17 protein-coding genes are annotated in these 24,044 nt (G+C 60.3%); 8 read left to right on the plus strand and 9 right to left on the minus strand.

Translation table 11 applies throughout. The annotated features are described in order from the left end of the window. Positions 1-44: 44 nt before the first annotated feature. The 3 genes from GSQ82_RS22880 to GSQ82_RS22890 all read left to right on the plus strand — a co-directional run bounded on the left by GSQ82_RS22880 (position 45) and on the right by GSQ82_RS22890 (position 4,276). Positions 45-1,286: a DUF5009 domain-containing protein gene (locus GSQ82_RS22880; protein WP_158794585.1), complete on the plus strand. Its 1,242-nt coding sequence runs from the start codon at positions 45-47 to the stop codon at positions 1,284-1,286. Between the two features lie 145 nt (positions 1,287-1,431). After that, a complete protein-coding gene (locus GSQ82_RS22885; protein WP_158794586.1) occupies positions 1,432-2,208 on the plus strand; it encodes a GntR family transcriptional regulator in 777 nt (258 codons plus the stop codon). 25 nt (positions 2,209-2,233) lie between these two features. Beyond that, positions 2,234-4,276 carry a beta-N-acetylhexosaminidase gene (locus tag GSQ82_RS22890; protein WP_158794587.1) on the plus strand — a complete coding sequence of 681 codons (2,043 nt, stop codon included), beginning with the start codon at positions 2,234-2,236 and terminating at the stop codon, positions 4,274-4,276. 81 nt (positions 4,277-4,357) lie between these two features. On the opposite strand, the gene GSQ82_RS22895 is transcribed toward GSQ82_RS22890, so the two are convergent. Further along, positions 4,358-6,604 (minus strand): cadherin repeat domain-containing protein, encoded by a 2,247-nt coding sequence (locus GSQ82_RS22895; RefSeq protein WP_158794588.1) that lies wholly within the window; start codon positions 6,602-6,604, stop codon positions 4,358-4,360. Between the two features lie 521 nt (positions 6,605-7,125). Here GSQ82_RS22895 and GSQ82_RS22900 point away from each other — a divergent pair. After that, positions 7,126-8,232, plus strand: coding sequence for an aldo/keto reductase (locus GSQ82_RS22900; protein WP_158794589.1), 1,107 nt, complete (start codon positions 7,126-7,128; stop codon positions 8,230-8,232). A gap of 29 nt (positions 8,233-8,261) precedes the next feature. Here the strand turns inward: GSQ82_RS22900 and hrpB are convergent, their stop codons facing one another. Together hrpB and GSQ82_RS22910 are read right to left on the minus strand one after the other, a co-directional pair. Then, entirely contained in the window at positions 8,262-10,598 is a 2,337-nt protein-coding gene (hrpB, locus tag GSQ82_RS22905) for an ATP-dependent helicase HrpB (RefSeq protein ID WP_254061864.1), read from the minus strand. 76 nt (positions 10,599-10,674) lie between these two features. After that, positions 10,675-13,212 (minus strand): ABC transporter permease, encoded by a 2,538-nt coding sequence (locus tag GSQ82_RS22910; RefSeq protein WP_158794590.1) that lies wholly within the window; start codon positions 13,210-13,212, stop codon positions 10,675-10,677. Between the two features lie 187 nt (positions 13,213-13,399). Here GSQ82_RS22910 and pabB point away from each other — a divergent pair, with 187 nt between their 5' ends. After that, complete coding sequence (pabB, locus tag GSQ82_RS22915; protein WP_158794591.1) at positions 13,400-15,262, plus strand: aminodeoxychorismate synthase component I; 1,863 nt, start codon at positions 13,400-13,402, stop codon at positions 15,260-15,262. Here the strand turns inward: pabB and GSQ82_RS22920 are convergent. Both GSQ82_RS22920 and GSQ82_RS22925 read right to left on the minus strand, forming a co-directional pair. Further along, complete coding sequence (locus tag GSQ82_RS22920; RefSeq protein ID WP_158794592.1) at positions 15,243-16,043, minus strand: PIG-L family deacetylase; 801 nt, start codon at positions 16,041-16,043, stop codon at positions 15,243-15,245. The genes pabB and GSQ82_RS22920 overlap by 20 nt on opposite strands. 33 nt (positions 16,044-16,076) lie before the next feature. Beyond that, positions 16,077-17,177 (minus strand): purine nucleoside permease, encoded by a 1,101-nt coding sequence (locus tag GSQ82_RS22925; protein WP_254061865.1) that lies wholly within the window; start codon positions 17,175-17,177, stop codon positions 16,077-16,079. Between GSQ82_RS22925 and GSQ82_RS22930 the strand changes: the two genes are divergently transcribed. Then, positions 17,159-18,202 (plus strand): hypothetical protein, encoded by a 1,044-nt coding sequence (locus GSQ82_RS22930; RefSeq protein ID WP_158794593.1) that lies wholly within the window; start codon positions 17,159-17,161, stop codon positions 18,200-18,202. The two genes, GSQ82_RS22925 and GSQ82_RS22930, sit on opposite strands and share 19 nt — an antisense overlap. A 130-nt stretch (positions 18,203-18,332) precedes the next feature. Here the strand turns inward: GSQ82_RS22930 and GSQ82_RS22935 are convergent, their stop codons facing one another. The 4 genes from GSQ82_RS22935 to GSQ82_RS22950 form a co-directional block, all read right to left on the minus strand. Next, positions 18,333-19,016 (minus strand): radical SAM protein, encoded by a 684-nt coding sequence (locus GSQ82_RS22935; protein ID WP_158794594.1) that lies wholly within the window; start codon positions 19,014-19,016, stop codon positions 18,333-18,335. 282 nt (positions 19,017-19,298) lie between these two features. After that, on the minus strand, positions 19,299-20,810 hold the full coding sequence (mctP, locus tag GSQ82_RS22940) for a monocarboxylate uptake permease MctP (RefSeq protein WP_158794595.1): 1,512 nt from the start codon (positions 20,808-20,810) through the stop codon (positions 19,299-19,301). 294 nt (positions 20,811-21,104) lie between these two features. Continuing rightward, positions 21,105-21,704 carry a hypothetical protein gene (locus GSQ82_RS22945; RefSeq protein WP_254061866.1) on the minus strand — a complete coding sequence of 200 codons (600 nt, stop codon included), beginning with the start codon at positions 21,702-21,704 and terminating at the stop codon, positions 21,105-21,107. Positions 21,705-21,717: 13 nt separating this feature from the next. After that, positions 21,718-22,533 (minus strand): enoyl-CoA hydratase/isomerase family protein, encoded by an 816-nt coding sequence (locus GSQ82_RS22950; protein ID WP_371417260.1) that lies wholly within the window; start codon positions 22,531-22,533, stop codon positions 21,718-21,720. Positions 22,534-22,570: 37 nt separating this feature from the next. Between GSQ82_RS22950 and ribH the strand changes: the two genes are divergently transcribed. After that, positions 22,571-23,437 (plus strand): 6,7-dimethyl-8-ribityllumazine synthase, encoded by an 867-nt coding sequence (gene ribH / locus GSQ82_RS25270; RefSeq protein ID WP_158794596.1) that lies wholly within the window; start codon positions 22,571-22,573, stop codon positions 23,435-23,437. Continuing rightward, entirely contained in the window at positions 23,437-23,859 is a 423-nt protein-coding gene (nusB, locus tag GSQ82_RS22960; RefSeq protein ID WP_158794597.1) for a transcription antitermination factor NusB, read from the plus strand. Before ribH ends, nusB begins: the two co-directional genes overlap by 1 nt. Positions 23,860-24,044: the final 185 nt, after the last annotated feature.

Below are 24,044 nucleotides of genomic sequence, written 5' to 3' on the forward strand. Positions count from 1 at the left end.
CGAATCATGCCTGCCTTCGGAGTGTTCCGCCAGGTCGAGGCTCTATGAACACAACCATCGAAGCCCCTAACGACGTCGCCGAATCCGTCACACACGCGCCCCGCGTTGCATCCATTGATGTCTTTCGCGGCCTCACCATGACGCTCATGATCTTCGTCAACGAACTAGCCTCGATCAAAGGCCTTCCCTGGTGGAACTATCACGCACCCGGCAAGATGGACGCGATGACCTACGTCGACATGGTCTTCCCGGCGTTCCTCTTTATCCTCGGCATGACCATCCCTATCGCTCTCGAACGCCGCATCAAAAAGACCGGCTCCATGTCGAACGTTTGCCTGCACATCCTGCTTCGCACCGTGGCGCTCGTAGCTCTCGGCCTCATCCTCGCCAACGCAGAGCGGGGCGACCACGTTCTCATGGGCATCGGCACGAACATCTGGGCCATCATCTCTCTCCTTGGCGCAATCCTCTATTGGAACGTCTATCCAGCCTCCACCCGTTACCAGAACCTCTTCCGCATCCTGCGTTACTCCGGCCTCGCCCTGCTGCTCGCGATGTTCCTACTCTTTCGCCGCACCGCAGCCGACGGACACATCGTCTGGCTCGACACCTCCTACCCAGAGATCCTCGGCCTACTCGGCTGGACGTATCTCGCAGTCTCTATCCTCTATCTCACAACGCGCCGCTGGCACTGGGCACCCATCGCATGGTTCGTTGTTCTCACGGCTCTATGCGCCTTCACCACTGCGAAGTGGCTCATCTTTCCGACTAGGCTGCCCCTCTACCTGTGGCCATTCGGAAACGGAGCGATGTCTTCGATCGCCATGGCCGGCGTCGTCACCTCTGGCCTCTTCGTCGGCGAACGAAGCAGGCTTTGGCCCACCTTTCGTCAGAAGGCCGTCTGGGCCTCTACGTTCGCACTCGTCACACTCTTGTGCGGCTACCTTCTCACTCCGCTCGGCATCTCCAAGATTCGCGCAACCCCGACCTGGTGCCTCTACTGCATCGCGTGCAGCGTCCTTTGCTTTACGCTCCTCTATTGGATATGTGACGTCAAAAAACGAACTCGCTGGACCGCATTCACTCGTCCCGCAGGAGAGAACACGCTGCTCACCTACCTGCTCCCCGACCTCTACTACTTTGCTGTCGCTGCCATAGGATTTACCTACTTCACAACGCATGTCGCCTCAGGTCTTCCGGGCGTCCTTCGATCCGTCGTCTTCACCGCGCTCATCCTCATGCTTTCCGCGCTCCTGACGAGATGCAGGATAAGGCTGCAGCTTTAGGTCTATCAATATTAGTAATTGTAACTATATGAGTTTCATTATTTCGAGCATGTTGATCGTTTCACCATGATCCTGTTGAAAAGCCTATTGGACAAGCTGCGCTTCAGCGAATCGATGCCCGCCAAGACAGTGCAAGGAGACTAGATTGTTGAAAGCTCAGGCCCAATCCGTCGCTCCTGTTCATCCTCTGGATAAAACCGGATTCATCCCTCTGTACTTTCAGATCCAACAGACGCTGATGGAGAGAATCCGATCCGGCGAGCTGGTCGAAGGCAATCCACTCGCCTCCGAAGAAGAGCTGGCGCGCATCTACCAAGTCAGCAGGATGACCGCGCGTCAGGCGCTGCACGGTCTGAAGACCAGCGGTTACGCCATCAGTCAGAAGGGACGCGGCACCTTCGTCGCTCGCCCCAAACTCGAAAAGAGCATCATGCACCTGCGCGGCTTCACCGAAGACATGAAGCAGCGTGGCCTGATTCCAGGCTCGCGGCTTCTGGAGCAGAGCATCGTCAAGGTCACAACAGCGCTAGCCGAACAACTGAAGGTCGACACAGACGCGATGGTCATGCGCCTGCGACGCCTCCGCCTCGCCGACGGAATCCCTATGGCGATCGAAGACTCCCACATACCCCTCAAACAGTTTCCAGGGCTCGAGCGATTCGACTTCGAGAAGCAGTCTCTGTACTACATCCTGCGCGAGAACTTCGGCGTCCGCGTTGCCTGGGCAGACGAGATCCTCGAGGCCCTCCCCGCCACGCGCGATGAGTCCGAGCTACTCACCATCCCCAGGAAGGCCAGCGTGCTGTCGATCTCGCGCATCATCATGACGACCGAGGAGATCCCCATCGAAGTGGCCTGCTCTCGTTACCGGGGCGATCGTTACCGCGCCTCCATCCGCATCCCAACCACCACCATCGAATAGCGCATCATCTAAAGAGGAGAACTTCGTGAAGCGTCAACTAGCGGCTGGTGTCATCCTATGTCTGTCACTCTACCTCCACGCAGCGGCACAGGCTAACCCAGTGTTCACCAACACGCTTCTACCCGAACCCGCGAAGCTCACCTCAAGCGAAGGCAGACTGCCATGGAGCAGCTCCTTCTCCGTCAGCACGCCGCACTTTCACGATGAGCGCCTCGACGCAGCCATTCAACGAACCCTGCAAGCACTCGAAGACAAGACCGGCACGCCGCTCTCAAAGGAAGTTCGTACAGACGCCACCGCAGCCACACTCGTCATCGACGTTCAAGGCGCAGGCCAAGCCATTCAATCGCTCGACGAAGACGAGTCCTACAGCCTCAACATCACCACTACAGGTGCACGTATACAAGCCACCACGGTAGTCGGTGCTATGCGCGGCCTCGAGACCTTCCAGCAGCTTCTTCAGACCGAGCCCACAGGCTACTTCCTTCCCGCCGTGCAGATCGAAGACACACCGCGCTTCCGTTGGCGCGGCCTGATGATCGACTGCGGGCGCCACTTCGAGCCCGTCGAAGTCATCAAGCACACGCTCGACGGCATGGCCGCCGTGAAGCTCAACGTCTTCCACTGGCACCTCACCGAAGACCAGGGCTTCCGCATCGAAAGCAAGCTCTTCCCGCGCCTCACCGGCATGGGCTCCGACGGCCTCTTCTACACGCAGGATCAGGCCCGCGAGATCGTCGCCTATGCCCGCGCACGCGGCATCCGCGTCGTGCCCGAGTTCGACATGCCCGGCCACACTAAAAGCTGGTTCGTCGGCTATCCGGATCTCGCCAGCGCACCCGGTCCGTACACCATTCGCCGTGAGTTCGGTATCGAAGACGCTGCCATGGACCCCACACGCGATAGCACCTATAAGTTCATCGACGGCTTCATCGGAGAGATGGCGCAGATCTTTCCCGATCCCTACATGCACATCGGCGGCGACGAGAGCGACGGAGTCCAGTGGAAGGCCAACCCACGCATTCAGGAGTTCATGCGCACGCACTCGCTGCAGGACGCCGCCGCGCTGCAAGCCTACTTCAACCAGCATCTTCTCAAGATCCTCCAGAAGCACAACAAGCACATGGTCGGCTGGGATGAGGTACTCAACCCCGCTCTTCCAAAGGATGTCGTCATCCAGTCCTGGCGCGGCGCAAAGTCTCTCTCCGATGCCGCAAAGCAGGGCTACCAGGGCATCCTGTCGCAGCCATATTATCTCGACGGAATGAAGTCCGCCGCAGAGCACTACCTCGCAGACCCTCTACCCTTCAGCTCCGATCTCACCCCCGAACAGCGCAGCTTCATCCTCGGTGGCGAGATCTGCATGTGGGGCGAGCACCTCAACGAGCGCTCCATCGACTCTCGTATCTGGCCTCGCTCCGCCGCCATCGCCGAACGCTTCTGGTCGCCCGAAGGCGTCAACAATATCGACGACATGTATCGCCGCCTCGCCGCAGAGTCCATCCGCCTCGAAGCCCTCGGCCTCACTCACCTCTCCCATCAGGACGCTGCGCTGCGCGAACTAGCCGGTACCGAAGACATCGATGCCCTCCGCACCTTCGCGTCCGTGCTCGAGCCCGTCAGCTTCTCCGATCGCTACGAACAGCAGCACACCTCACAGCTAACCCCGCTCGACAATCTGGTCGACGCCGTCCGCCCCGACCCTCCCTCGCGCCACAACATCGAACGCCTCACGCACCAGTTCCTCCAAGCCCCAGCCGCTGACGAGCAGGCACGCGCAGACCTCGAAGCTGCCTTCAAAGAATGGATCGTCGCAGCTCCTGCAATCAACGCGCAGCTCGCGTCCACGCCACTCCTCGCCGTGGCGCAGTCGCGAGGCAGCCAACTCCCGCAACTTGCCACGGCTGGCCTCGAAGCCTTGAACTATCTCTCACAGGGAACCAAAGCCCCCGCAGGCTGGAAGCAGCGTACCTTAGCTCTCATAGCCGCCGCAAAAAATCCCCAGACCCTTGTACGCTTCACCTTCCTGCCATCGCTCGAAGAACTGGTAAACGCCGTCCCTGACTAACCTCATGCGCCGCTCAAAATTCCATGCAAAAAAATGGGGAGGCTCGTAGCATCAACGAGCCTCCCCGCATCCATGTTCGAACTATCGCTGCGCGACGAAGTTACGTGGAATCTCAATCGTGACCGTCTGATCGTGGCTAGGCAGTATGCCATCGCTCGCCATAAGAGTCAGCGTATAGCTTGAGGTCCTCGGATCAAGTTTGCCTCTATCCGACAGCGTAATCATCCCCGTCTCCGTGTTGATGTCGAAGATATATGCGCCGCTGCCGCCCTTGATCTGCCAGTTCTGCAGCTTGCCGCCGCCGCCTGGAGTTCCCTTGACGATCCCAACATCGTTGCTCCACGAATCACGCAACTGGAAAGACTGACCAGCCGTAATAACTGGCCGAACGTCATTGAGGTACTTCGACGCGAACGTAACAAACACTGGCCACTCCGGCACATCGGTATGACCTTGAGTGTGACGCCGCCAGCCTACCGTTCCGTCAATGAACGCCGTATCGAATGGTGGCGTTCCACCAATCGACTCGCCCGAGTTATACGGTGTCGGATTGCTCGTAAAGACCGTGCCCTCCGGAATCACCTGGCCCTTCCATCCCAGCAGCTCCCACACCGGGCCCGACATCTTCCCGGCAAGGAACATCCCCCGAGGATCCTGCCATGCGTCTCCGTATCCATGGTATGGCGTATCCGTGCCACCGTTCGTCATCACGGCACGCGGAGCGATCAACGCCATCACTGAATGAACATCGACATCCAGGTCTTCCACCTTCCTCGGAAAGAAGGCAGGCTTGCAACCTGGGTTGCCCACGTCAGGATTCTTCTGGCACTTCGCCCCTGCGTAGTTCATCAGGTAGCCATCCATCCAGTAATACTCGCCGTCTCCCACAACCGACTCGATGCTTTCGCCATACGCGCGTCGCAGCCACGACGTTCCACCTTCTCCGCCACAGCTCGGAAGCGCAGCTACCACGCGGTCATCATAGGCGGCTGTCACCAGCGTTGCCTTGCCATCACGCGAGTGTCCTTCCACAGCAACCTTGTCCGGATCAGGTCCATACGGATCCGCATCCTTGCCGAACTCATCGATGATGCGGCTGATCCCCCACGCCCATGCAACCAGCGCGCCGGGATCGGTCGGCTTTCTCCAATTGCCTTTGTTGATCAGCCCTATCAGGTAGTCCGACGTATCCGCACCGCCTGCATCCGGCTGCAGCAGCGTCTGCGTATAACCACACGCCGCAAAGCCAAGCGGAGCCGTGTACTGAAAATTAGCATCCGACTCACTGATGCTGATAAACGTCGGCACCTTCCCCGTTGCGTTTGCAGGGAAGCGGCACGTGATCGTAATCACCGGAGCATCCCTCAACGCCGGATAGCTCGCCGTCGAAATCGTACCCGTATACGTCTTCTCCCGATACGAGTACGTCACTCCATTAGTCACCGTTCCATTCGGACAGGAAGGACTCGTAATGCAGCTGATAACTCCAGTCTCCGATCCCGTGTCCACCGGTCCAATCGTCCACGTAATCTTCGGCCACACCTTCTCCGGCCACGTATACCCGTAGATCTCCTTTTGCACCAGATCCCAGATCTCCGGACGACGCTTCACCCACCAGTCGGTAGGCGTCTTGATCTGCTCTCCGCCGTCTCTTGTTTTGAAAAGATCAACCGGCTCATACGTCCAGTCGTCACTCTTCCTCACATCTCTCTGTAGGGCGAATAGATTGATCGGCGTGTAGGTCGCGCCTACCAGACATCCCGGGGCCACGCACGGAATCGTTCCTCCAATCCCCAGCGGCGCATTTCCCGTCGGATACGGACGCGATCCCGCAGGCCCATAGTCGCCAAAGCCACTCATCGCGCCGCCTGTAGACGTACCCTGCTCCAGCGCGGGCGTACATGGGCTGGCCCCATTGCAAAGCACACTCGCCGTACCCCCGCTCTGCGAATCGTCATACGTCGTCCACTGTCCCCACTGCCAGCGCACAATCGTATGCCCCAGCGCATCCGTCCAGTTGCTCGTCTCGGGCGATGCCACCGTGCCCGGCCACGCATTCACCGGCTTGTTCGGATCCGCCACGCGCGTAGCCGTCAACGGAGGGTTCGATGTCGCTGTCGGAAACAGCAGATGCTGCTGGCACATCAGCTGTGCCTGGTCTTGTAACGATGTGGTGGAAGCGGTCGGTAATCCCGCCGGAACGTTATAGGGAGATGCAGTGCAGTCCAGCGTTTGAGCGTTCGTGGAGAGCGTCGCTGCGAGGAAGAATGCAGCGAAGGAGACATAGAGTAGATAAGGACGAGTAGAGCGGCGCTTCGTGGTCGTCATGTACCTGTTCCTCCTGGTTCAATGCCTTGTGGGTCCGTCGAGCACTCCGGCACCGGCAAATCTCGAAGCGTATATGTACAAGAACGCTTCTCGCCAATCGCCTGGGCCCGTCGTCCATACCGCACAAAGCATCTTTTATTTGCGCCGCAAAATATATGCACTACCTTGCTACTTCGTCAAGAAATATATTTCCGCACTGCAATTCATGGTCCCTTATTGCTTCATGTATGTGCGGACTTGCACTAAAATTTGTGCTTTCGTTCCAATGCCTTCTTATTTCCTAGTACAACTCAAAATAAATAAGGAAAAGGAAGACCGTGCATCCGTATCGTCCTCATTTCAACGATGATCCGCCGTACATGAAGGCTCATCACTGCTCGCAGTCTGGCTTCCGCAGAGATAGGCATCGATCCGCCTCGAACTTCACCTCTCGCATCGCCTTGACGCCGCTAAGTAGAGCGGCAACAATAAATTCGTTCGCCGCTTTCACTTTTCGCGCGGCAGCCAGGGATCGCACACACATGGACAGCTTCAGCAACTCAGGAAACTCTGGTAAATCGAAGGTCACCAATCAGGGTCGCCGCGACTTCCTCAAAGTCGGCGGAGCCTCTATCGCCGCCGGTCTCGCACACTCCGCGCTCCCCACCTCCGCTCGCGCCGACAACACAGCCTCCATCCCAACTCCCGCCGCCTCCATGGCCGTGCAGGAGATGATGCCGACCAGAAACCTCGGCAAGACCGGCTTCCGCACCGGCATCTTCGGCCTCGGCGGCCAGGGCGCACTCGAAAAGACCAACAACGACGCCATCGCCATCCCCATCATAGAGCGCGCACTCGAACTCGGCGTGAACTACTACGACACCTCGGCCATCTACGGCGGTCCCGATCGCTGGAGCGAGCAGTATCTCGGCAGAGCTCTCAAAGGCCATCGCGATCAGGTCTTCATCGCAAGCAAAACCAAAGAACGCACCCGCGACGCCGCACTCCGCAACCTCGAAGTCTCACTCAAGCTCCTCAACACCGATCATCTCGACACCTGGCAGCTTCACGACGTAGGCGTCGACGAAGACGTCGAGACCATCTTCGGCAAGGGCGGCGCCATCGAAGCCTTCACTCAGGCGCGCGAACAGAAGATGGTGCGCTTCCTCGGCGTCACCGGCCGCTTCCGCCCCGAAGCGCTCATGGAGTGCATCCGAAGATTTCCCTTCGACACCGTACTCATGGGTCTCAACGCCGCCGACCAGTACTACTACAGCTTCGCCAAAGATCTCCTCCCCATGGCCGTCGAAAAACAGATCGGCATCATCGGCATGAAGGTGATGGCTCGCGGCAGAATCCTCTCTACCTGGACCCCGCCGCCCGTCGAAGTGCAGAAAAAATCCTGGGAGGGAACTGGCGCCATCGCCACCGGCCCCGGCACCCTCACCAAACGCGAGACTATGTTCTACACTCTCTCGCTTCCCATCAGCACAGCCATCGTAGGCTGCGACACCGTGCAGCAGGTGGAGGAGTGCGTTCAGTTCGCCCGCGACTTCACGCCGCTTAGCCAGAAGCAGATGGCGCAGCTCGCAGAAAAGACCGAGCCCATCGCAAGACAGGCCCTCTTCTTCCGACTCATGAAGCGCTAGCAATATCTAGTAGCGTACTCGCATATAAATTAAGGCCGCTCCGGCCACGCATGTCTCGGATACCGCCGCATCAACGCCCGCCGCACCTGCGGATAGAGCCGCTCCCAGAACCCCGCAAGGTCCGTCGTCGTCTGCACCGCACGCTGGTTCGGCGCCAGCAGATGAACCACCACCGGCGTCCGATCGACCCCAATCCGAGGCGTCTCCCGCATACCGAAAAAATCCTGGAGCCGTGACGCAATCCACGGCGGCTTGCCGCTCTCATAATGAACCTTCGTCTGACGTCCGTTCTGCAGTCGAACGCTCACCGGCGCAATCTCTCTCAGCCGACGTGCGTCCATCTTCTGTTCCATCACCGCAAGTAGATCCTTCGCAGCACTCTTCAACTCGACGAAGCTCCGCAGACCCAGACACAAGTCAAGCAACGCCTGTCCCACGTCCGGCCTCTCGAAGCCCGCGAACTCAACCCGCGCCGCAAACTCCTCCAGAGCATCGCCGTCAATAAAACGCTCGGCGCCCACCTCCATCGCCTTCCGCGCCAGCAACTCCGCCGCCGCTTCGGCATCCGGCATCATCCCCCGCGACTCCTGTATCACCAACTCGTCGTAAAGCAGCGCGCTCACCGCCTCCACGCGCTCCGCCTCACGATTCCACGTCACACTCGTCAACTCCCGCACGCGATCGGGAAACAGATCGATCAACCACTCCGGCTCAATCCGCGCCGTCATGCGAATCAACGGCAGCGGCTTATCCTTGCGATCCTCCGCATCGATCGCCACCATAAACTCATACGCCGGAGCCTCGCCCGCCACCTCCGCCGACGCACCGCCGGACATCAACACCTGGTTGCCTGCCCGCCGCCGCGCCACCCGATCCGGAAAACCAACCAGCACCGACATCAGCAGCGCGTCATCGTCATGATGCCTCTGCCTCTGCGGCCTCGCCATCCTTCGCAGCTGCTCTACCTGCTGCGCTGTGCGATAGTCCATCTGCAACTCCATCGCCGCCAGCAGATCGTTCTTCTCCACCTGCGCGCCCGATCCCAACAGCGCCGCCGCAACGCATCCATCCTCACCCACACCGCGCTCCATCGCCTCCACCAAAAGTCGCGCCAGCCGCGGAGCCAGCGGATACCGCGCCAGCCTCTGGATCATCCCGCCCCTCGCCCCAAGCCGCTCCAGCAGCGCCTCTGCCTGCTGCATCGCAGTCACCGGCGGAGCATCCAGCCACTCCACACCTCCAACATCCACAATCCCCATCGCCCGCAGCGATAGGCAAAGCTGCGACAGCTCGCTGCGTTCAATCTCCGGAGTGTCATGCTCCGCGCGCTGCACAAAGTCCTCCTCCGGATAAAGCCGCAGCACGCTCCCCGCCCCCGTACGCCCCGCGCGCCCGGCTCTCTGCTTCGCCGAAGCCTTGCTGATCCGCCCCACATGCAGCGTCGGCAGTCCCGTCCACGGCGAGTACGTCGCAACCCGTGCCAGCCCGCTGTCCACCACCGCCGTCACACCCTCCACCGTCACCGAACTCTCCGCCACATTCGTAGCCAGAATCAGCTTCCGTTGCGCAGCCGGCGCCACCGCCCGATCCTGCTCCGCCGGCGACAAGCTCCCATGCAGCGGCAGCACCAGCATCTCCATCTTCCGCGCCACCGCCTCGCACTCGCGCATCGCGCGCCGAATCTCCGCAGCCCCCGGCAGAAAGACGAGTATGTTTCCGCCATCTCCCTCGCGCACCAGCAGCTCCACCGCGCTTCGAACCTGCACATGCAGCGGCTCAGACGAGTAAGGCAGATGCCGCACCGAAACCTCAAACATCCTTCCCTCGGACCGCAGCACCGGGCAGTCATCGAGATACTTCGCCACTGGCGCAGCATCGAGCGTAGCCGACATCACCACAATCTTAAGCTCAGGCCGCCTCCGCTGCAGACGCTTCAACAACGCCAGCGCAAGATCGCTCTCAAGATGCCGCTCATGAAACTCATCCAGCACCACCGCATCCACACCCTTCAACTCCGGGTCCGAGAGCATCCGCCGCGTCAGCACACCTTCGGTTACAAACCGCAGCCGCGTGCGCGGTCCACTAACCTCTTCAAATCGCACCTGGTATCCAACCGTCTCGCCCGCCTCTTCGCCAAGCTCCCACGCCACCCGCCGCGCCGCCAGCCGTGCCGCAATCCTCCGCGGCTCCAGCACAATCACCTCACCGTTCACCAGCTCAAGCAGTGCAGGCGGCACGCGCGTCGTCTTGCCTCCACCCGGAGGCGCTTCGATCACCAGATTCGAGCAGCGTCTGAGAGAAGCGCCGATCTCCGGCAGAATCGCATCAATCGGAAGAGAAAGGGGAAGAGAAGAGGAGCGGCTCACCGACCTTCATCGAAACACGCAGCCTCGCCCCGCGTCAATGCGTCCGCACCCATCGCCTCTATCATTGACTCGCTATCTACTCCATGCGCAGCGCATTCATCGGTTCAATATTCGCCGCCCGCCGCGCCGGAATAAATCCCGCAAGCGTCGCCGACGCCAGCAGCACCACCACCGCCACCGCCATGCTCACAGGATCATACGAGCGCACCTGATAAAGCTGGTCCGCCATATAGTGCGCTCCCAACACCGCAATCGGAATCCCAATCGCCAGCCCCAGCGCCGCCTGCAGAAACGCCCCGCGCAGCACCATCCTCACCACATTCGCTCTATCCGCACCCAGCGCCATCCGCAGCCCAATCTCGCTCGTCCGCCGAGCCACCTGGTACGACGTAATCCCATACAGCCCCACCGACGCCAGCACCAACGACAGCACGCCGAACAGCGCCGTCAGCCGCGCAATCAACCTCTCCTGCGTAAAGTTGTCCGCCACCTGATAGTCCAGCGAATGCAGATCCAGCACAGTCAGGTTCGGATTGATATTCTCCAGCGTCCGCCTCACCGTCGCATCCAGATTCTGCGGAGGCCGCTGAAACCACATCGTCACCGAATTGATAAACAACCCGCGCCCCTCCGCCATCATCGGGTTAGCCTCCGACAACCCCGTCAACTCCTGCGTTAGCGGACGAAAGTACATCGGCCTCACCTCTTCGCGTGGGCTCGAATACTTCGCGTCCGCCACCACGCCAATGATCTCGAACGTCGAAGCGTACTTCTGGTCGTAGACTCCGAAGTGCCGTCCCATCGGATCTTCCTTCGGAAAGAACTTCTTCACAAACGCCTGATTCACCACCGCCACCTTCTGCGACGTAGCCGTATCCTGATCCGTAAATCCGCGCCCACGCAACACCGGCTGTCCCACCGTCTCAAAGAACCGCGGACTCACCCTGTCCCACGACGAGCCGTTGTGTTCATTCGGTCCCGGCGCCGGTCGTCCAGCCACAAATACGCCCTCACCCCAGTTGTTTCCCTCCAGCGTGCTGTACAGCGCCAACCCCACGCTCTTCATCCCAGGCAGCGCGCCGAACTGCTCCTCCAACTGCTGATACAGCGCCGGAAGCTGCTCCTGCGTATATCCCGCGCCCCACGGATCCAGATGCACCACATATCTGTTCTCCGTCTGGATGCCGAAGTTCTGATGCTCCATATTGCGCAGACTCTTCGTCAATAATCCCGCACCCACCAGCAGCACCAGCGACAGCGCTGCCTGAAACACAATCAACGACTTCTGCGGCAGCGACGCACGATCTCTGGTCGAACGATTCACCCCGCGCAGCGCCTCCGCCGGATCAGAGTGCGACGTAATCAGCGCCGGCACAATCCCAAACACGACACCCGTCATCAGCGAAAGCAGAAACGCAAACCCCAGCACCGGCAGCGAAGGACTCGCCGCGATCGGAAGCTGCGGCGCATCTGGAAACGCCAACGCCAGAATCATCCTCGTTCCCGCATAGGCAACAGCCAGCCCCGCCAACCCACCCAGGCATCCCAGCAGCACACTCTCCGTCAGCATCTGCTGTATCAGTCTCCTCCGCGTCGCGCCCAGCGCCATCCGCACCGACGTCTCCGACTTGCGCGTCGCACCCCGCGCCAGCAGCAGGTTCGCCACATTCGCGCACGCCACCAGCAGCACCAGCCCGGAGATCGTCATCAGCAGATACAGCCCCTTGCCCGTCTCCTGCTGCAGGTTTTCGATCCCCCCGCCTCCCGGCACAATCACCACATGCTGCTTCGGAATAATGACCGACCGACCCTCCTGCGTATATCCAATCTGCGTCGACAGCCACTGCCGCAGGCTCGCAGACATCTTTCCCTGCACCGCCTCGATGCTCACCCCCGGCTTCTTGCGCCCCACCACATACAGCCAGTTGCTCTCCGCAACATGCAGGATCGTATTCTTACCCTCAATCGTCGGCTCCAACGACAGCGGCACCCAAAACACCGGCGGCCTGTCGATAAGGCGGTCACCAAAAAATCCCGGCGGCGCAATCCCCACAATCGTTACCGGCTTGCCCTGCATATTGAACGACGCTCCCACCACCCGCGCATCGCCGCCGTAGTCCGACTGCCACGCCTGATAGCTCAACACCGCCACCGGAGCCGAACCCGGCGTATCGTCCGCATCCGTCAGCACGCGCCCCGCAAACGATCCAATCCCAAACGTCGTAAAGAAATTCCCTGAAACATACTGCGTTCGCTGCGACTTCGCCGGCTCCGAACCACGCCGCACCGTCATACTATTTCCACCCGCCTGCATCGCAGCCATCTGCGAAAACTCCGGCGTCGTCTCTAGAAAATGCTTATACAGCTCGTACGAAAACAGATCGAAGTCTCCGTCGTCGTTCTCATACCCTCCATTGACGCAGCAATCGTCTTTATCGCCAACGCGATACAGCGTCTTCGGATCGGCCACCGGCAGCGACTTCAGCAGAACCGCATGCACCAGCGTAAAGATCGCAGTATTCGCGCCAATTCCCAACGCAATAGTCAGTACAACGGTGATCGCAAAACCGGGCGACTTAAAAAACTGACGAAACGCGACAACGATATCCTGCATGCGATCTCCCTGCCTGCCATGAACTCGTTAGTCATCTACGTTCCCCTCGCCCCGTTAGTTCAACTCCAAGCAAAAAAATCCCTTTTGTTTGTCATCCCGCAGGGATCTGCTTTTGCCATTGCCCTTCACCACCATCGCACTTCCCGTCGCACCCAAGCATCACTCATACTGAGAGTGAGCCCGCCCCATGCCCAACCCCACCCCAACCCCCCCGCACCAAGCCCGCGCAGCCGCTGCAGAGAATCCCAACTCCATTCTCCTCGAAACCTCACGCTTCGACCCCACCAATCAGCAAAGCTATCTCTTCCTCCACCCCACCCGCATCCTCACCGCGAACTACCTCCACGAGATCCCCCAGCTCTTCACCGACATCGACGCAGCACTAGCCGAAGGCTCCCACGTCGCCGGCTACTGCTCCTACGAGTGCAGCTACCACTTCGAACCCATCGAACAAAATCCCCACATAACTTCGCCATCGCAACTACCCCTTGCCTGGTTCGGCGTCTACCCCCAGCCCACCATCTTCGACCACATTGAAAGTCCAGCCGAACCCACCACCGCCTTGGCCGACCATCTCGCCCTCAACATCCCCGAAGACGAGTACATCGCAAAAATCTTAAAGATCAAAGACTACATCGCATCCGGCGACACCTATCAGGTCAACTTCACCGACGAAGTATCCTTCCGCACTTCACTCTCCCCACTCGCTGTCTTCAGCGCGCTCTCGCAACAACAGCCCGTAGCCTACAGCGCCCTCCTGAACATCGCCAACCACCACATCCTCTCCTTCTCGCCGGAGCTCTTCTTCAAGATTGATCAGAACAAGATCATCACTCGCCCCATGAAGGGAACCATGCCCCGCGGCCTCGACATCAACGAAGATGCGCAGATGTCCGCTCGCCTTCGCCACGACGAAAAAAATCGCAGCGAACACATCATGATCGTCGATCTCCTGCGCAACGATCTCGGCCGCATCTGCACCATGGGCAGCGTCCACGTCAACGACCTCTTCTCCGTCGAACGCTACCAGACCCTCCTGCAGATGACCTCCACCGTCTCAGGCCTCCTCCGGCCAAACATCACCCACTACGAAATCTTCCGCAGCATCTTCCCCAGCGGCTCCATCACCGGCGCCCCCAAGATTCGCACTATGCAGATCATCCGCGAACTCGAGCAGCGCCCTCGCGGCATCTACACCGGTGCCATCGGCTTCTTCTCACCCAGCGGCACTGCCACCTTCAACGTCGCCATCCGCACCCTCATCCTCAAGGACGGCATCGCCCGCATGGGCGTAGGCGGTGGCATCGTCGCAGACTCCGACCCGCACGAAGAGCATCGCGAGTGCCTCCTCAAAGCATCCTTCCTCACCCGCGCCCCGCGAAACTTCCAGCTCATCGAGACCATGCTCCTGCAAGGCGAGCTCCGCCTCCTACCCATGCACCTTGACCGCCTCGAATCCTCCGCCCTCTACTTCAACTTTCCGTTCGACCGCAGTTCCATCCAATCCCGCCTCCACTCTCTCACCCAAACCCTCGACCCCAACGCCGCCCATCGAGTCCGTCTCCTCCTCGACTCCACCGGCAACCTCACCCTAACCACCGAGCCCTTCCACCCCGACCCATCCCCCATCACCATCAAGCTCTCACCCGAACCCACCTCCTCCACCGATCCCTTCTTCCGCCACAAGACCACCCACCGCCAGCTCTACGACCGCGAGTACGCAGCAGCCCGCGCCGCAAACTTCGACGAGGTCCTCTTCACCAACGAACGCGGCGAACTCACCGAAGGCGCCATCAGCAATCTCTTCATCGAACGAGCTGGCAAGCTCTTCACCCCACCCCTTATCTGCGGCGTCCTGCCCGGCATCTTTCGCCGTCATCTCATCGAGACCAACCCCAACACCGAAGAAAATATCCTCACCACCGCCGACCTTCAAACCGCCGACGCCATCTTCCTCTGCAACTCCCTCCGCGGCCTCCGCAGAGTAAAGTCAATCGACACCGCCACCATCAAACCCGACGCCGCAACCATCAACCCTGCGGCACGCTAAGCCGATTCGCCTCTGCTGCCGCCACCCACGCCTCATTCGCCCAAAGCCGCTCCCCACCACCATAGCGCGCAGCAAACTCACTCATCACCCCACCCGCCTCATCGTCGATCTGCGACGCATAACCCAGCACCAGCACCCGTTTCCGCTCAACCGCTCCATCTGCCGCACACACCACCGGACTCAGCCGCCCCACCGACCCCGACATCACATCCCGCACCGCATCCAGATCCGCCGCCGCGCTCGCATGCTTAGCCGCATACGGCAGATCCTCATAGAACGCACACGCAACCCCATGCATTAACGGCAGCGCCGCCTCACGCACCGTCAGATGATCCACATCCCTCCCCAACCCCAGCGGCACCACTAGCGCATCCATCGCGCCCATCTCCGCCTGCCGCACAATCGCCTTACGAATCTTCTCAATCGCAGGATCAGCAGCATTCACTGCCGTATCGCACACCTCGTCCTCCGGCACCCGCAGACGAATCGGAGCATCCTTCAAATTCAAATCCACCATCTGGATATGGTCCTTCAACCCACGCGGCAACTCCTGCGCCACACGCCGAAGAAACCCCTCATCCTCCCGCAGCCGCATCGCCGACACATACGACATCCGGTCGTTCTCATGCACAAAGTCCGCATCCGAATAAGGCGCATACCGGCTGCGCGTAAACACATTCAGCAGCGTAACCGAATGCCGCGCCAACAACCAGTTCGTCATCGCAATCGACAGCGAAAACGCCGCATCATCGCGATGCGGAGAAACCACAAGAATCTTCACCTATGCACTCCAGACCACTACAAACACCTGAATCTATCTTACGGGGGATAGGACGGGGATATGGTCCCGCGTCTGCGCCCAGTTCGCCACCAGGCTATCCACCACCACATGCCCCACGCGATACGCGCTATCCAACGCCGGCAGATACGCGCTGTACTGCCTCACCTTCGTCTCCGCCAGACTCTCCGCCGCCGTCGCTCCCACCCGCTGCTGGTCGTAGTTCGAAGCCGTCCGCAACACCAGCACCCGATCCACATCCACCCTCTTCGCCTTCGCCAGCCACGTCAACGACTGCATCGTCCCCGTGTCCTCCATCCCGCAGATCGCATACGTCCCACGCCCATCCGTCTGGTACTTCACCCAGTCCCTCGCCCACTGGTTCAACAGCCTCCCATGCCAGAACGTCGCCGCCGAAAGATTATCCCCCCGCAGCACAAACGGAGCCCGCTTCGCCGCATCGCCCTCATACTGCTGGCGCCGCTCCGCAATCGCCGGCGTATCCATCAGCACCGTATCCTTCGTCAAATTAAACGCCCAATCCACCAGCGCCGTATCCAGGTGATACACGTTCCCATCATCGCCAAACCGCGCCGCCCGCGGTTGCTCATACGGAGTCGACTTCCCCAGCGGAACATATCCCGTCTTCCAATCCTTCGGTATCTCCCGCGCATCGATCTCATGCGCAAGATCACCATCCACCACATAGTCCGACCACACCGCCGACCCCAGCGATCCCATCGCCGGATCGATCCCGCCAATCCCCGCCACCAGAAAGTAAGCATGTGTCAGATCGAACCGCGGATCCATCCCCAGCGCCATCATCGTCGCCGCCGTCCGCGCCGTCCCCACTCCCGTCAACACCCCCAGCACGCCCGTCTTCGCGTTCAGCCGAAGGTCGTGGTATCCCTGCGGAAACGGCAGCACCGTATCCAGATGCTCCCGCTCCACCCAGTACTGATACTCCCCCGGCGCATCCCCGCTATCCGCGCCCACCTCAAACATGTTCACCACCACAACCTTTACCTCAATAGGCTTCTGCGCAACCTGCGGAACCTCAGCAACGGCGCACGGAATCAACGCAAACAAGAGAGCAACAGAAAGAAGGCGCATGCCTGATGTTAGCGCACGATCCACGCAAAACCCTCTCCACCCCCAGCATCGCGTCAACCCAACCCATCCAGCGCCACCATAGATTTTTAGCGCAGTTCTCACTTTTCGCTGCCGCACACCCGGCATACACTGTCCGCATGCCACGCCCAAACTCTCTCTGCCTCTACAGAGTTCTCCTCGTTCTTCTGTGCCTGCCAAGCGCCCTCCACGCACAGGAGCGCCCAAAGTTCACGCCCTACAACGAGCTGCCCCTCTCAGCCGAGCAGACCGCCCAGGCCACAGGTCTCGGCCCACTCTTCCAGCATTTAAAAGATCTCTCCGACCAGCCCGCAGGCACAGTCAGTCCATGGCAAATCCTCTTCGTCCGCCAGCAGATCCTCGCCGAGGCCCTCAGCGCAAGCCTTCAGATCGACGCCACCACCGGAAAGATCGAAGAAGAGATCTCCGACACGCGCGAGCTGGAGAACTATCTCCTCGCAAAGCAACAAAGAACCGTAGACCTGTTGAACCTCGCCAGCTTCGGCATCGGCGGAAGTCTAGGAACCGCAAGCTCCGCACTAGGACTCACCACGCACGACGTCGCCTCCAACGTAACCGGCGTCATCGCCGGCGCAGCTCCCACCGTGCTCTCCCTCGTCGGTCTGCACATGCAACGCGGCGGAGCCGAGACCCTCCAGGTCCCCACCAACATGCTCGGCGAGGTCTTCGATCGCACTCCCGGATCTCAGAACATCTACCCCATCGCCGTACGAAAGTTTATGAACACCCCCGCGCCAGACGACCCCGAACAACTCACCCGCGAGCAGCGTCTCATCCAAACCTGGATTCAGGTTGGCCGCATCCCACCGCCGGAGTCGAAGAAGGGTCAGGAGAAGATCGCGCTGCTCACCAGCAGGCCCGAGGACTTGCTCAAACTAAGGATCAGCGACCTCAGAGATCGTCACGCCATGCTGTACGACTTTCGCGCAAGGCTCAGCGCCATGAAGAACGACATCGCCACCCTGCTCTCCAGCCTGCCAAACTCCATGCCGCAAACCGAACAAAAATAATCAAAGAAAAGTAGATCCCGACCAACGGGAGGGCAATTGCAATTCACCCATCAAGACAAGGTAAAAAAGTCACGAAGTGACCTCCCCACGAGCAGTGGGCCCGTCCGGCAGGACAAATCTTTGCCCCGCACTAAACACCCTTCTTCATCGGCTCCCAGATGAACTTATGAATCTGCAGCGAAAGCCGCGCGTCCACCCCATCCGCCATCATCCACTCCACCAGCGTGCGCGGATCGAGCGTAGCGTTATCCGTCGTCCGCAGCGGACTAGGAGACTTATTGAACGCCGGACTTAACAAAACCCCACCCGCAATCTCATTCAACCCGTGCTCTGCAATGAACCCGCAAGCAAACTCATAGTCCGCCCGATCGCTCAACACAAACTTCACCTCATCCCGCTTCGTCAGTGCCGCAAGGTTCTCCATCCGAAAACTATTCGCCGCCGCACCCGCACCCGGACACTTCACATCGACGATCTTATGCACCGCCTTCGGCACATCCGCCAGCGGACGCTCTCCACTCGTCTCCATCATCAGCGTATAGCCCGCATCCAGCAGACGATCCATCAAGGGAATCAGTTCCTTCGCCTGCAGCATCGGCTCACCGCCGGTAAATTCGATCAGCCTGCAAGGAGCCAGCGCCTCAATCTGCGCCACAATCTCATCCGCGCTAAACGGCTTGCCGCCGCTAAATGTGTACTCGGAGTCGCACCACGCGCAGCGAAGATTACACCCCGCCAGCCGCACGAAGATGCACGGAAGCCCAGTAAAGGAAGACTCTCCCTGGACCGACTTATAAAGTTCAATCAAATGCATGATGATGTGTCTCGATGCCAAAAGAAATTCGTCAGCAACCAAAGCCCAACGTAAGAGAGTAAATAACAGAAAACTCCCCAAGCCCTAGTTTACGCGGTCCCTTGTTTCCAGATCCTCAAAGCTCTCGCTTCTGAATCCACAATCCTCGCTAGTGGATTCACAGCGCTCTGGCATCTAGGTACCCCAAGGCTTTAGCCTTGGGTCTCTCAACCCCGCAAGAAATGGGCTTTAGCCCCTGGGGTATGCCTTTTTATCCGCTGAACATAACTCAAAGCGTGGCCATCAACCAACATAAGCCGCAGCATCCGTCACATCGCTTCCGCCATCCAGCTTCACCGCCCGAAACACCAGCGTCAGCACTACCGACACCGTCAGATTCAGCACCAGCGCAGGCACCGCCGCATACATCGCATACGTCCCGCCAAACATATGCAGCGGATACACCGAGCTCTTCAGCCCCAGCGCCACCGCCATCGCCGTTCCACTCGCCATCCCCGCCGCCCATCCTACAAGCAGCGCCCAAGGATGGAACCACCGCGTAAACACCCCCACCACCACCGAAGGAAACAGCTGCGCCATCCAGATTCCTCCCAGCAACTGCATCTCAATCGCATACGGCGCCGGCAGCTTCAGCACAAACAGCAGCGCTCCAAACTTCACCACCAGCGACACCACCTTCGCCATCGCCGCTTCGTCCGCCGGCGTCATCTTCTTCCGCACCAACTCTCCATACAGATTCCGCGTAAACAGATTCGACGCCGCAATCGACATGATCGCCGCCGGCACCAGCGCGCCAATCGCAATCGCCGCCAGGCAGAACCCCGCAAACCACTCCGGAAACATCTTCAGAAACAGCAGCGGCACCGCAGAGTTGTTATCCTTCGTCACCACCCCCGCCGCCAGCGCCAGATACCCCAGCAGCGCAACCAGTCCAAGCAGAAAGCTATACGCCGGCAGCATCGCCGCATTCCGCCGCACCACATTCGCGCTCTTCGCACTCAGCACCGCTGTCGCCGTATGCGGATACAGCATCAGCGCCACCGCCGACCCGATCGCCAGCGTCGAGTATCCCAGAAACTGCCCCGGCTTCAAATAAATCATAGCCGCCGGCGTATGCTTCGCCAGCAGGCTATTCGCCGTCTCAAACACCCGCGCATACCCACCCAGCCGGATCGGAATATAGATCAGCGCCGCCAGCACCATCACATACAGCATCACGTCCTTCACCACCGCGATCACCGCCGGAGCCCGCAGCCCGCTCGAGTACGTGTACGCCGCCAGAATCACAAACGCCGCCGCCAGCGGCCACTCCCCGTGGATCCCCAACGCCCCGATCACCACGCGAATCCCCACCAGCTGCAGCGCAATGTACGGCATTAACGCCAGCACGCCCGTCAGCGCAATCGCCATCGTCAGCCAACGGTTCCCATACCGCCCTCCAACAAAGTCAGCGAATGTTATGTAACCATGCCGGTGACAAACAGTCCAAAGCCTCGGCAGCACCACCATCATGTACGGATACGCGATCACCGCATACGGCACCGCGAAGAACCCCATCGCCCCCGCGCCATACAGCGCCGCCGGCACCGCAATCACCGTATAGGCGGTATACAAATCCCCGCCGATCAAAAACCAAGTCACCCACGTCCCAAAGCTTCGCCCCGCCAGCCCCCACTCTTCGAGCGAGCCCATGCCGTCCTTCGGCCTCCGCCAACGCGCAGCCCAGAACCCCGCCAGCGTAACCAGCGCAAAGAAAAAACAGAAGATCACCAGAGCCGTTGTATGAAGTTGCAATCGTTTACCCGCGTCGAAGATTTACCGCACTCAAAGTAAGAGCATCTTAGCGCAACATCCCGGCCCGAAGACACCACCGCCGCATCGGCCCGCCCACGCAAAAATAAACTCAAAAAACCTGTCGCATTTTTTCAAGCGAAAGATGCGTCCCACAACGCACCACATCCACCACACGAATTACCACAACTCACCAGCAAGAAACCACCATCCACCACGGGGTAAATCCCAAAACCCCTCTAAAAACGCCCATCCCACCACACGATAAAAAACCACGCCAGAAAAAAGCTACCCAGCTCAGCTCCGACCGTTATCGTTCCACTCGTACACCACCACCCCAATGTCGTTCAGCATCTTGATCGCCGCCTCCACGTTCCGCCGAACCTCCGGCCGCGCGCTCACCGGCACATCATGCGCCTCCTCCACCGCCACCACCCGCCCATACGGCCACGCGCTCTTCGGCACCGCATTCAGCGCCGTCGGCAGATCACCCACCCGCACATTCAATACCTGTCGCCGAGCACCCACCGGCCTCAGCATCCCACCCGTTCCCAGGTCGCTCGTATTCGCATCCGCCAGCACCACATGCAGCGTCACCATCGCGCCCTGCACCGTCAGGTAAGGATTCTCCCATACCGTCAAACTCTTCACCGCCATATAGCGTGTCTTCGACGGCGGCGGAATCAGCTCCATCTCCTGCCGCGCCAGATTCGCCTCCTGCATCTGCTGAGCCGCAATCGCCCGCGTCTCCATCACGCTTGGCACAGCCGTGCGTGTACAGCCGTCAAACATCAGCGGAATCAAAGCAACAGGAAGGAGAAACAGGAATCTACGCACGTTTACCAGCATATCAAGCCAAACCCCGCTTCCTACCTCAAAAAAGTAACCCAATTTCACGAAACCAAAATCCTCACCGCCCCACCCACACCGCGCTCCGCTTCTCAAGAAACGCCTTCGTCCCCTCCGCCTTATCCTCGGTCCCACACAGCCGCCCAAAGATCTCCGCCTCCACATCCAACGCCGCATCCAGCCCCAGCTCGCTGCCCCAGCGCACCGCCTCCATGCACCCCGCCACGGCCAGCGGAGCCATCCCCACCATCGTCCTCGCCAGCGCCTCCGCGCGCTCCATCAGCCGATCCGCCGGCACCACCTCCTCCACCAGCCCAATCCGCAACGCCTCCGCCGCGCCGATCATCTCCCCCGTCAGCAACAACTTCAGCGCCATCGGCCTGCCCACCAGCCGCGGCAGACGCTGGGTCCCGCCATATCCCGGAACCAGCCCCAGCTTCACCTCCGGCTGCCCCATCCTCGCCGTCTCGCTGGCCAGCCGCATCGTGCAAGCCATCGCCAGCTCGCATCCTCCCCCCAGCGCAAACCCGTTAATGCACGCAATCACCGGCTTCCCGCACGTCTCAATCAGTCGAAACACCTCCTGCCCCCGCCGCGCCTTCGCCTCACCCTCCGCCGCGCTCAACCCCGTCAGCTCGCTGATATCCGCGCCAGCCGCAAACGCCTTCTCCCCCATGCCCGTCAGCAGAATCACCCGAACCTCAACATCCGCCGCCAGCGTCATAAACACCGACTCCAGCTCATCGAACACCGCAGCATTCAACGCATGCAGCACCTGTGGCCGATTCAGCGTCACCCGCGCCACCTGCTCCTTCATCTCACACAACAACGTCTCGTAGTTCACGCAGATCTCCCCAAAGCCCGCAGCGAGCCGCACATCCTCGCAGCGCTCTCCAGACGATACAATCGAATCTATGATTAAGGGAATCACACTCGTCAGCGCCGTAGCCGAAGGCGCTGCATTCGACAGGCTCAACAGCCTCTTCACCGCCCTCGGCTTCGAGCAGGGCAAAGGCTGGCAGGACGCGCAGGGCCGCGGCGCCGCCTTCCTCGCACCCACCGGCAACCTCGAGTTCGTCACCGGCCGCCCACCTGCCGTCCCACCCGTCCTCGTCGAGGTCAACCAGCTCGACCACATCCACACCCTCGTAGAAAAGTGGCTCTCTGAAAACGGCGAAGCGACCGTCTCCGCACCCGGGCTCACCCACTGGAACAGCCGCCTCTTCACCGTCCAACTCACTCCAGAGTTGACCCTCGGCTTCTGGCAGTCCGAGAACCCCCTCCACAATCAGCCCCCCGCCGTCGAAGGCGACCTCAGCGCCGCCAACATGCGCTTCGCCATCGTCACCACCCGCTGGAACACCGTCATCACCGACCGCCTCCTGCAAGGCTCGCTCGACGCCCTCCACCGCAGCGGCGCAGCCAAATCCGACATCGAGATCGTCCGCGTCCCCGGCGCCTGGGAGGTCCCCTCCGCCGCCCGCACCCTAGCCGAAAGCAAAAAATTCGACGCCATCATCACCCTCGGCTGCCTCCTCCGCGGCGAAACCGCTCACTACGAGGCCATCTACAACGAGGTCGCACGCGGCATCGGCCAATCCCAGCAGGAGACCGGCATCCCCCACGCCTTCGGTGTCCTCACCTGCGAGACCCTCGAACAGGCCCTCGACCGCGCCGGCCTCAAAGCCGGAAACAAAGGCTTCGAAGCCGCCATCGCCGCCATCGAGATGGTCTCCATCCAGCGCAAACTCGCCGCACAGATCGGTCAGGTCAAACCATAATGGGCACTCGCCGCAAGTCCCGCGAACTCACCATGCAGATGCTCTTTCAGGGCGACCTCGGCAAGCAGTCCGCCGAACAGGTCACCAAACTCTTCTGGGCCTCGGTCGAAGACGTCGATCTAGAAACCCGCAGCTTCACCGAAGACCTCTACCGCATCGCCACTACCCGTGACGAGGAGATTGACGCCCTCATCGAGTCGCACGCCCAGAACTGGCGCCTCGAGCGCATGCCCGTCGTCGACCGCAACCTCCTCCGCGCCGCCGTCGCCGAGATGCTCGGCTTCCCCAACACCCCCACCCCCATCATCATCAACGAAACCCTCGAGATCGGCCGCCGCTACGCCGCCCCCGAGTCCATCCACTTCCTCAACGGAGTCCTCGACGCCATAGCCCGTGACCTCCTCAAAAAACGCCTAGCCTAACCTTCCCACTCCCCTTCCCACTGCAGTTGCCTTTGCTGTTGCCTGTCCTCCCCAACCCTCCACAAACCCTTGTCAACCCCCAAACTCACCAAACCCCACGCCAACCGCGGACATTCGCATGACGCACGAGTTATCCCCCAACCGCTATACTGGATACAGAGCATAAAAAATCCCCGACAAAATCG

Origin of the sequence: Granulicella sp. L60, from assembly GCF_009765825.1 — a bacterium.
In the GTDB taxonomy this organism is placed as follows: domain Bacteria; phylum Acidobacteriota; class Terriglobia; order Terriglobales; family Acidobacteriaceae; genus Edaphobacter.

What these genes read in the sequence shown, in the direction of transcription:
- GSQ82_RS22895 (WP_158794588.1), bottom strand. Translation starts at nt 6,604, where the DNA reads ATGACGACCACGAAGCGCCGCTCTACTCGTCCTTATCTACTCTATGTC.
- GSQ82_RS22910 (WP_158794590.1), bottom strand. Translation starts at nt 13,212, where the DNA reads ATGCAGGATATCGTTGTCGCGTTTCGTCAGTTTTTTAAGTCGCCCGGT.
- pabB (WP_158794591.1), top strand. Translation starts at nt 13,400, where the DNA reads ATGCCCAACCCCACCCCAACCCCCCCGCACCAAGCCCGCGCAGCCGCT.
- GSQ82_RS22880 (WP_158794585.1), top strand. Translation starts at nt 45, where the DNA reads ATGAACACAACCATCGAAGCCCCTAACGACGTCGCCGAATCCGTCACA.
- GSQ82_RS22900 (WP_158794589.1), top strand. Translation starts at nt 7,126, where the DNA reads ATGGACAGCTTCAGCAACTCAGGAAACTCTGGTAAATCGAAGGTCACC.
- GSQ82_RS22935 (WP_158794594.1), bottom strand. Translation starts at nt 19,016, where the DNA reads ATGCATTTGATTGAACTTTATAAGTCGGTCCAGGGAGAGTCTTCCTTT.
- GSQ82_RS22930 (WP_158794593.1), top strand. Translation starts at nt 17,159, where the DNA reads ATGTTAGCGCACGATCCACGCAAAACCCTCTCCACCCCCAGCATCGCG.
- ribH (WP_158794596.1), top strand. Translation starts at nt 22,571, where the DNA reads ATGATTAAGGGAATCACACTCGTCAGCGCCGTAGCCGAAGGCGCTGCA.
- nusB (WP_158794597.1), top strand. Translation starts at nt 23,437, where the DNA reads ATGGGCACTCGCCGCAAGTCCCGCGAACTCACCATGCAGATGCTCTTT.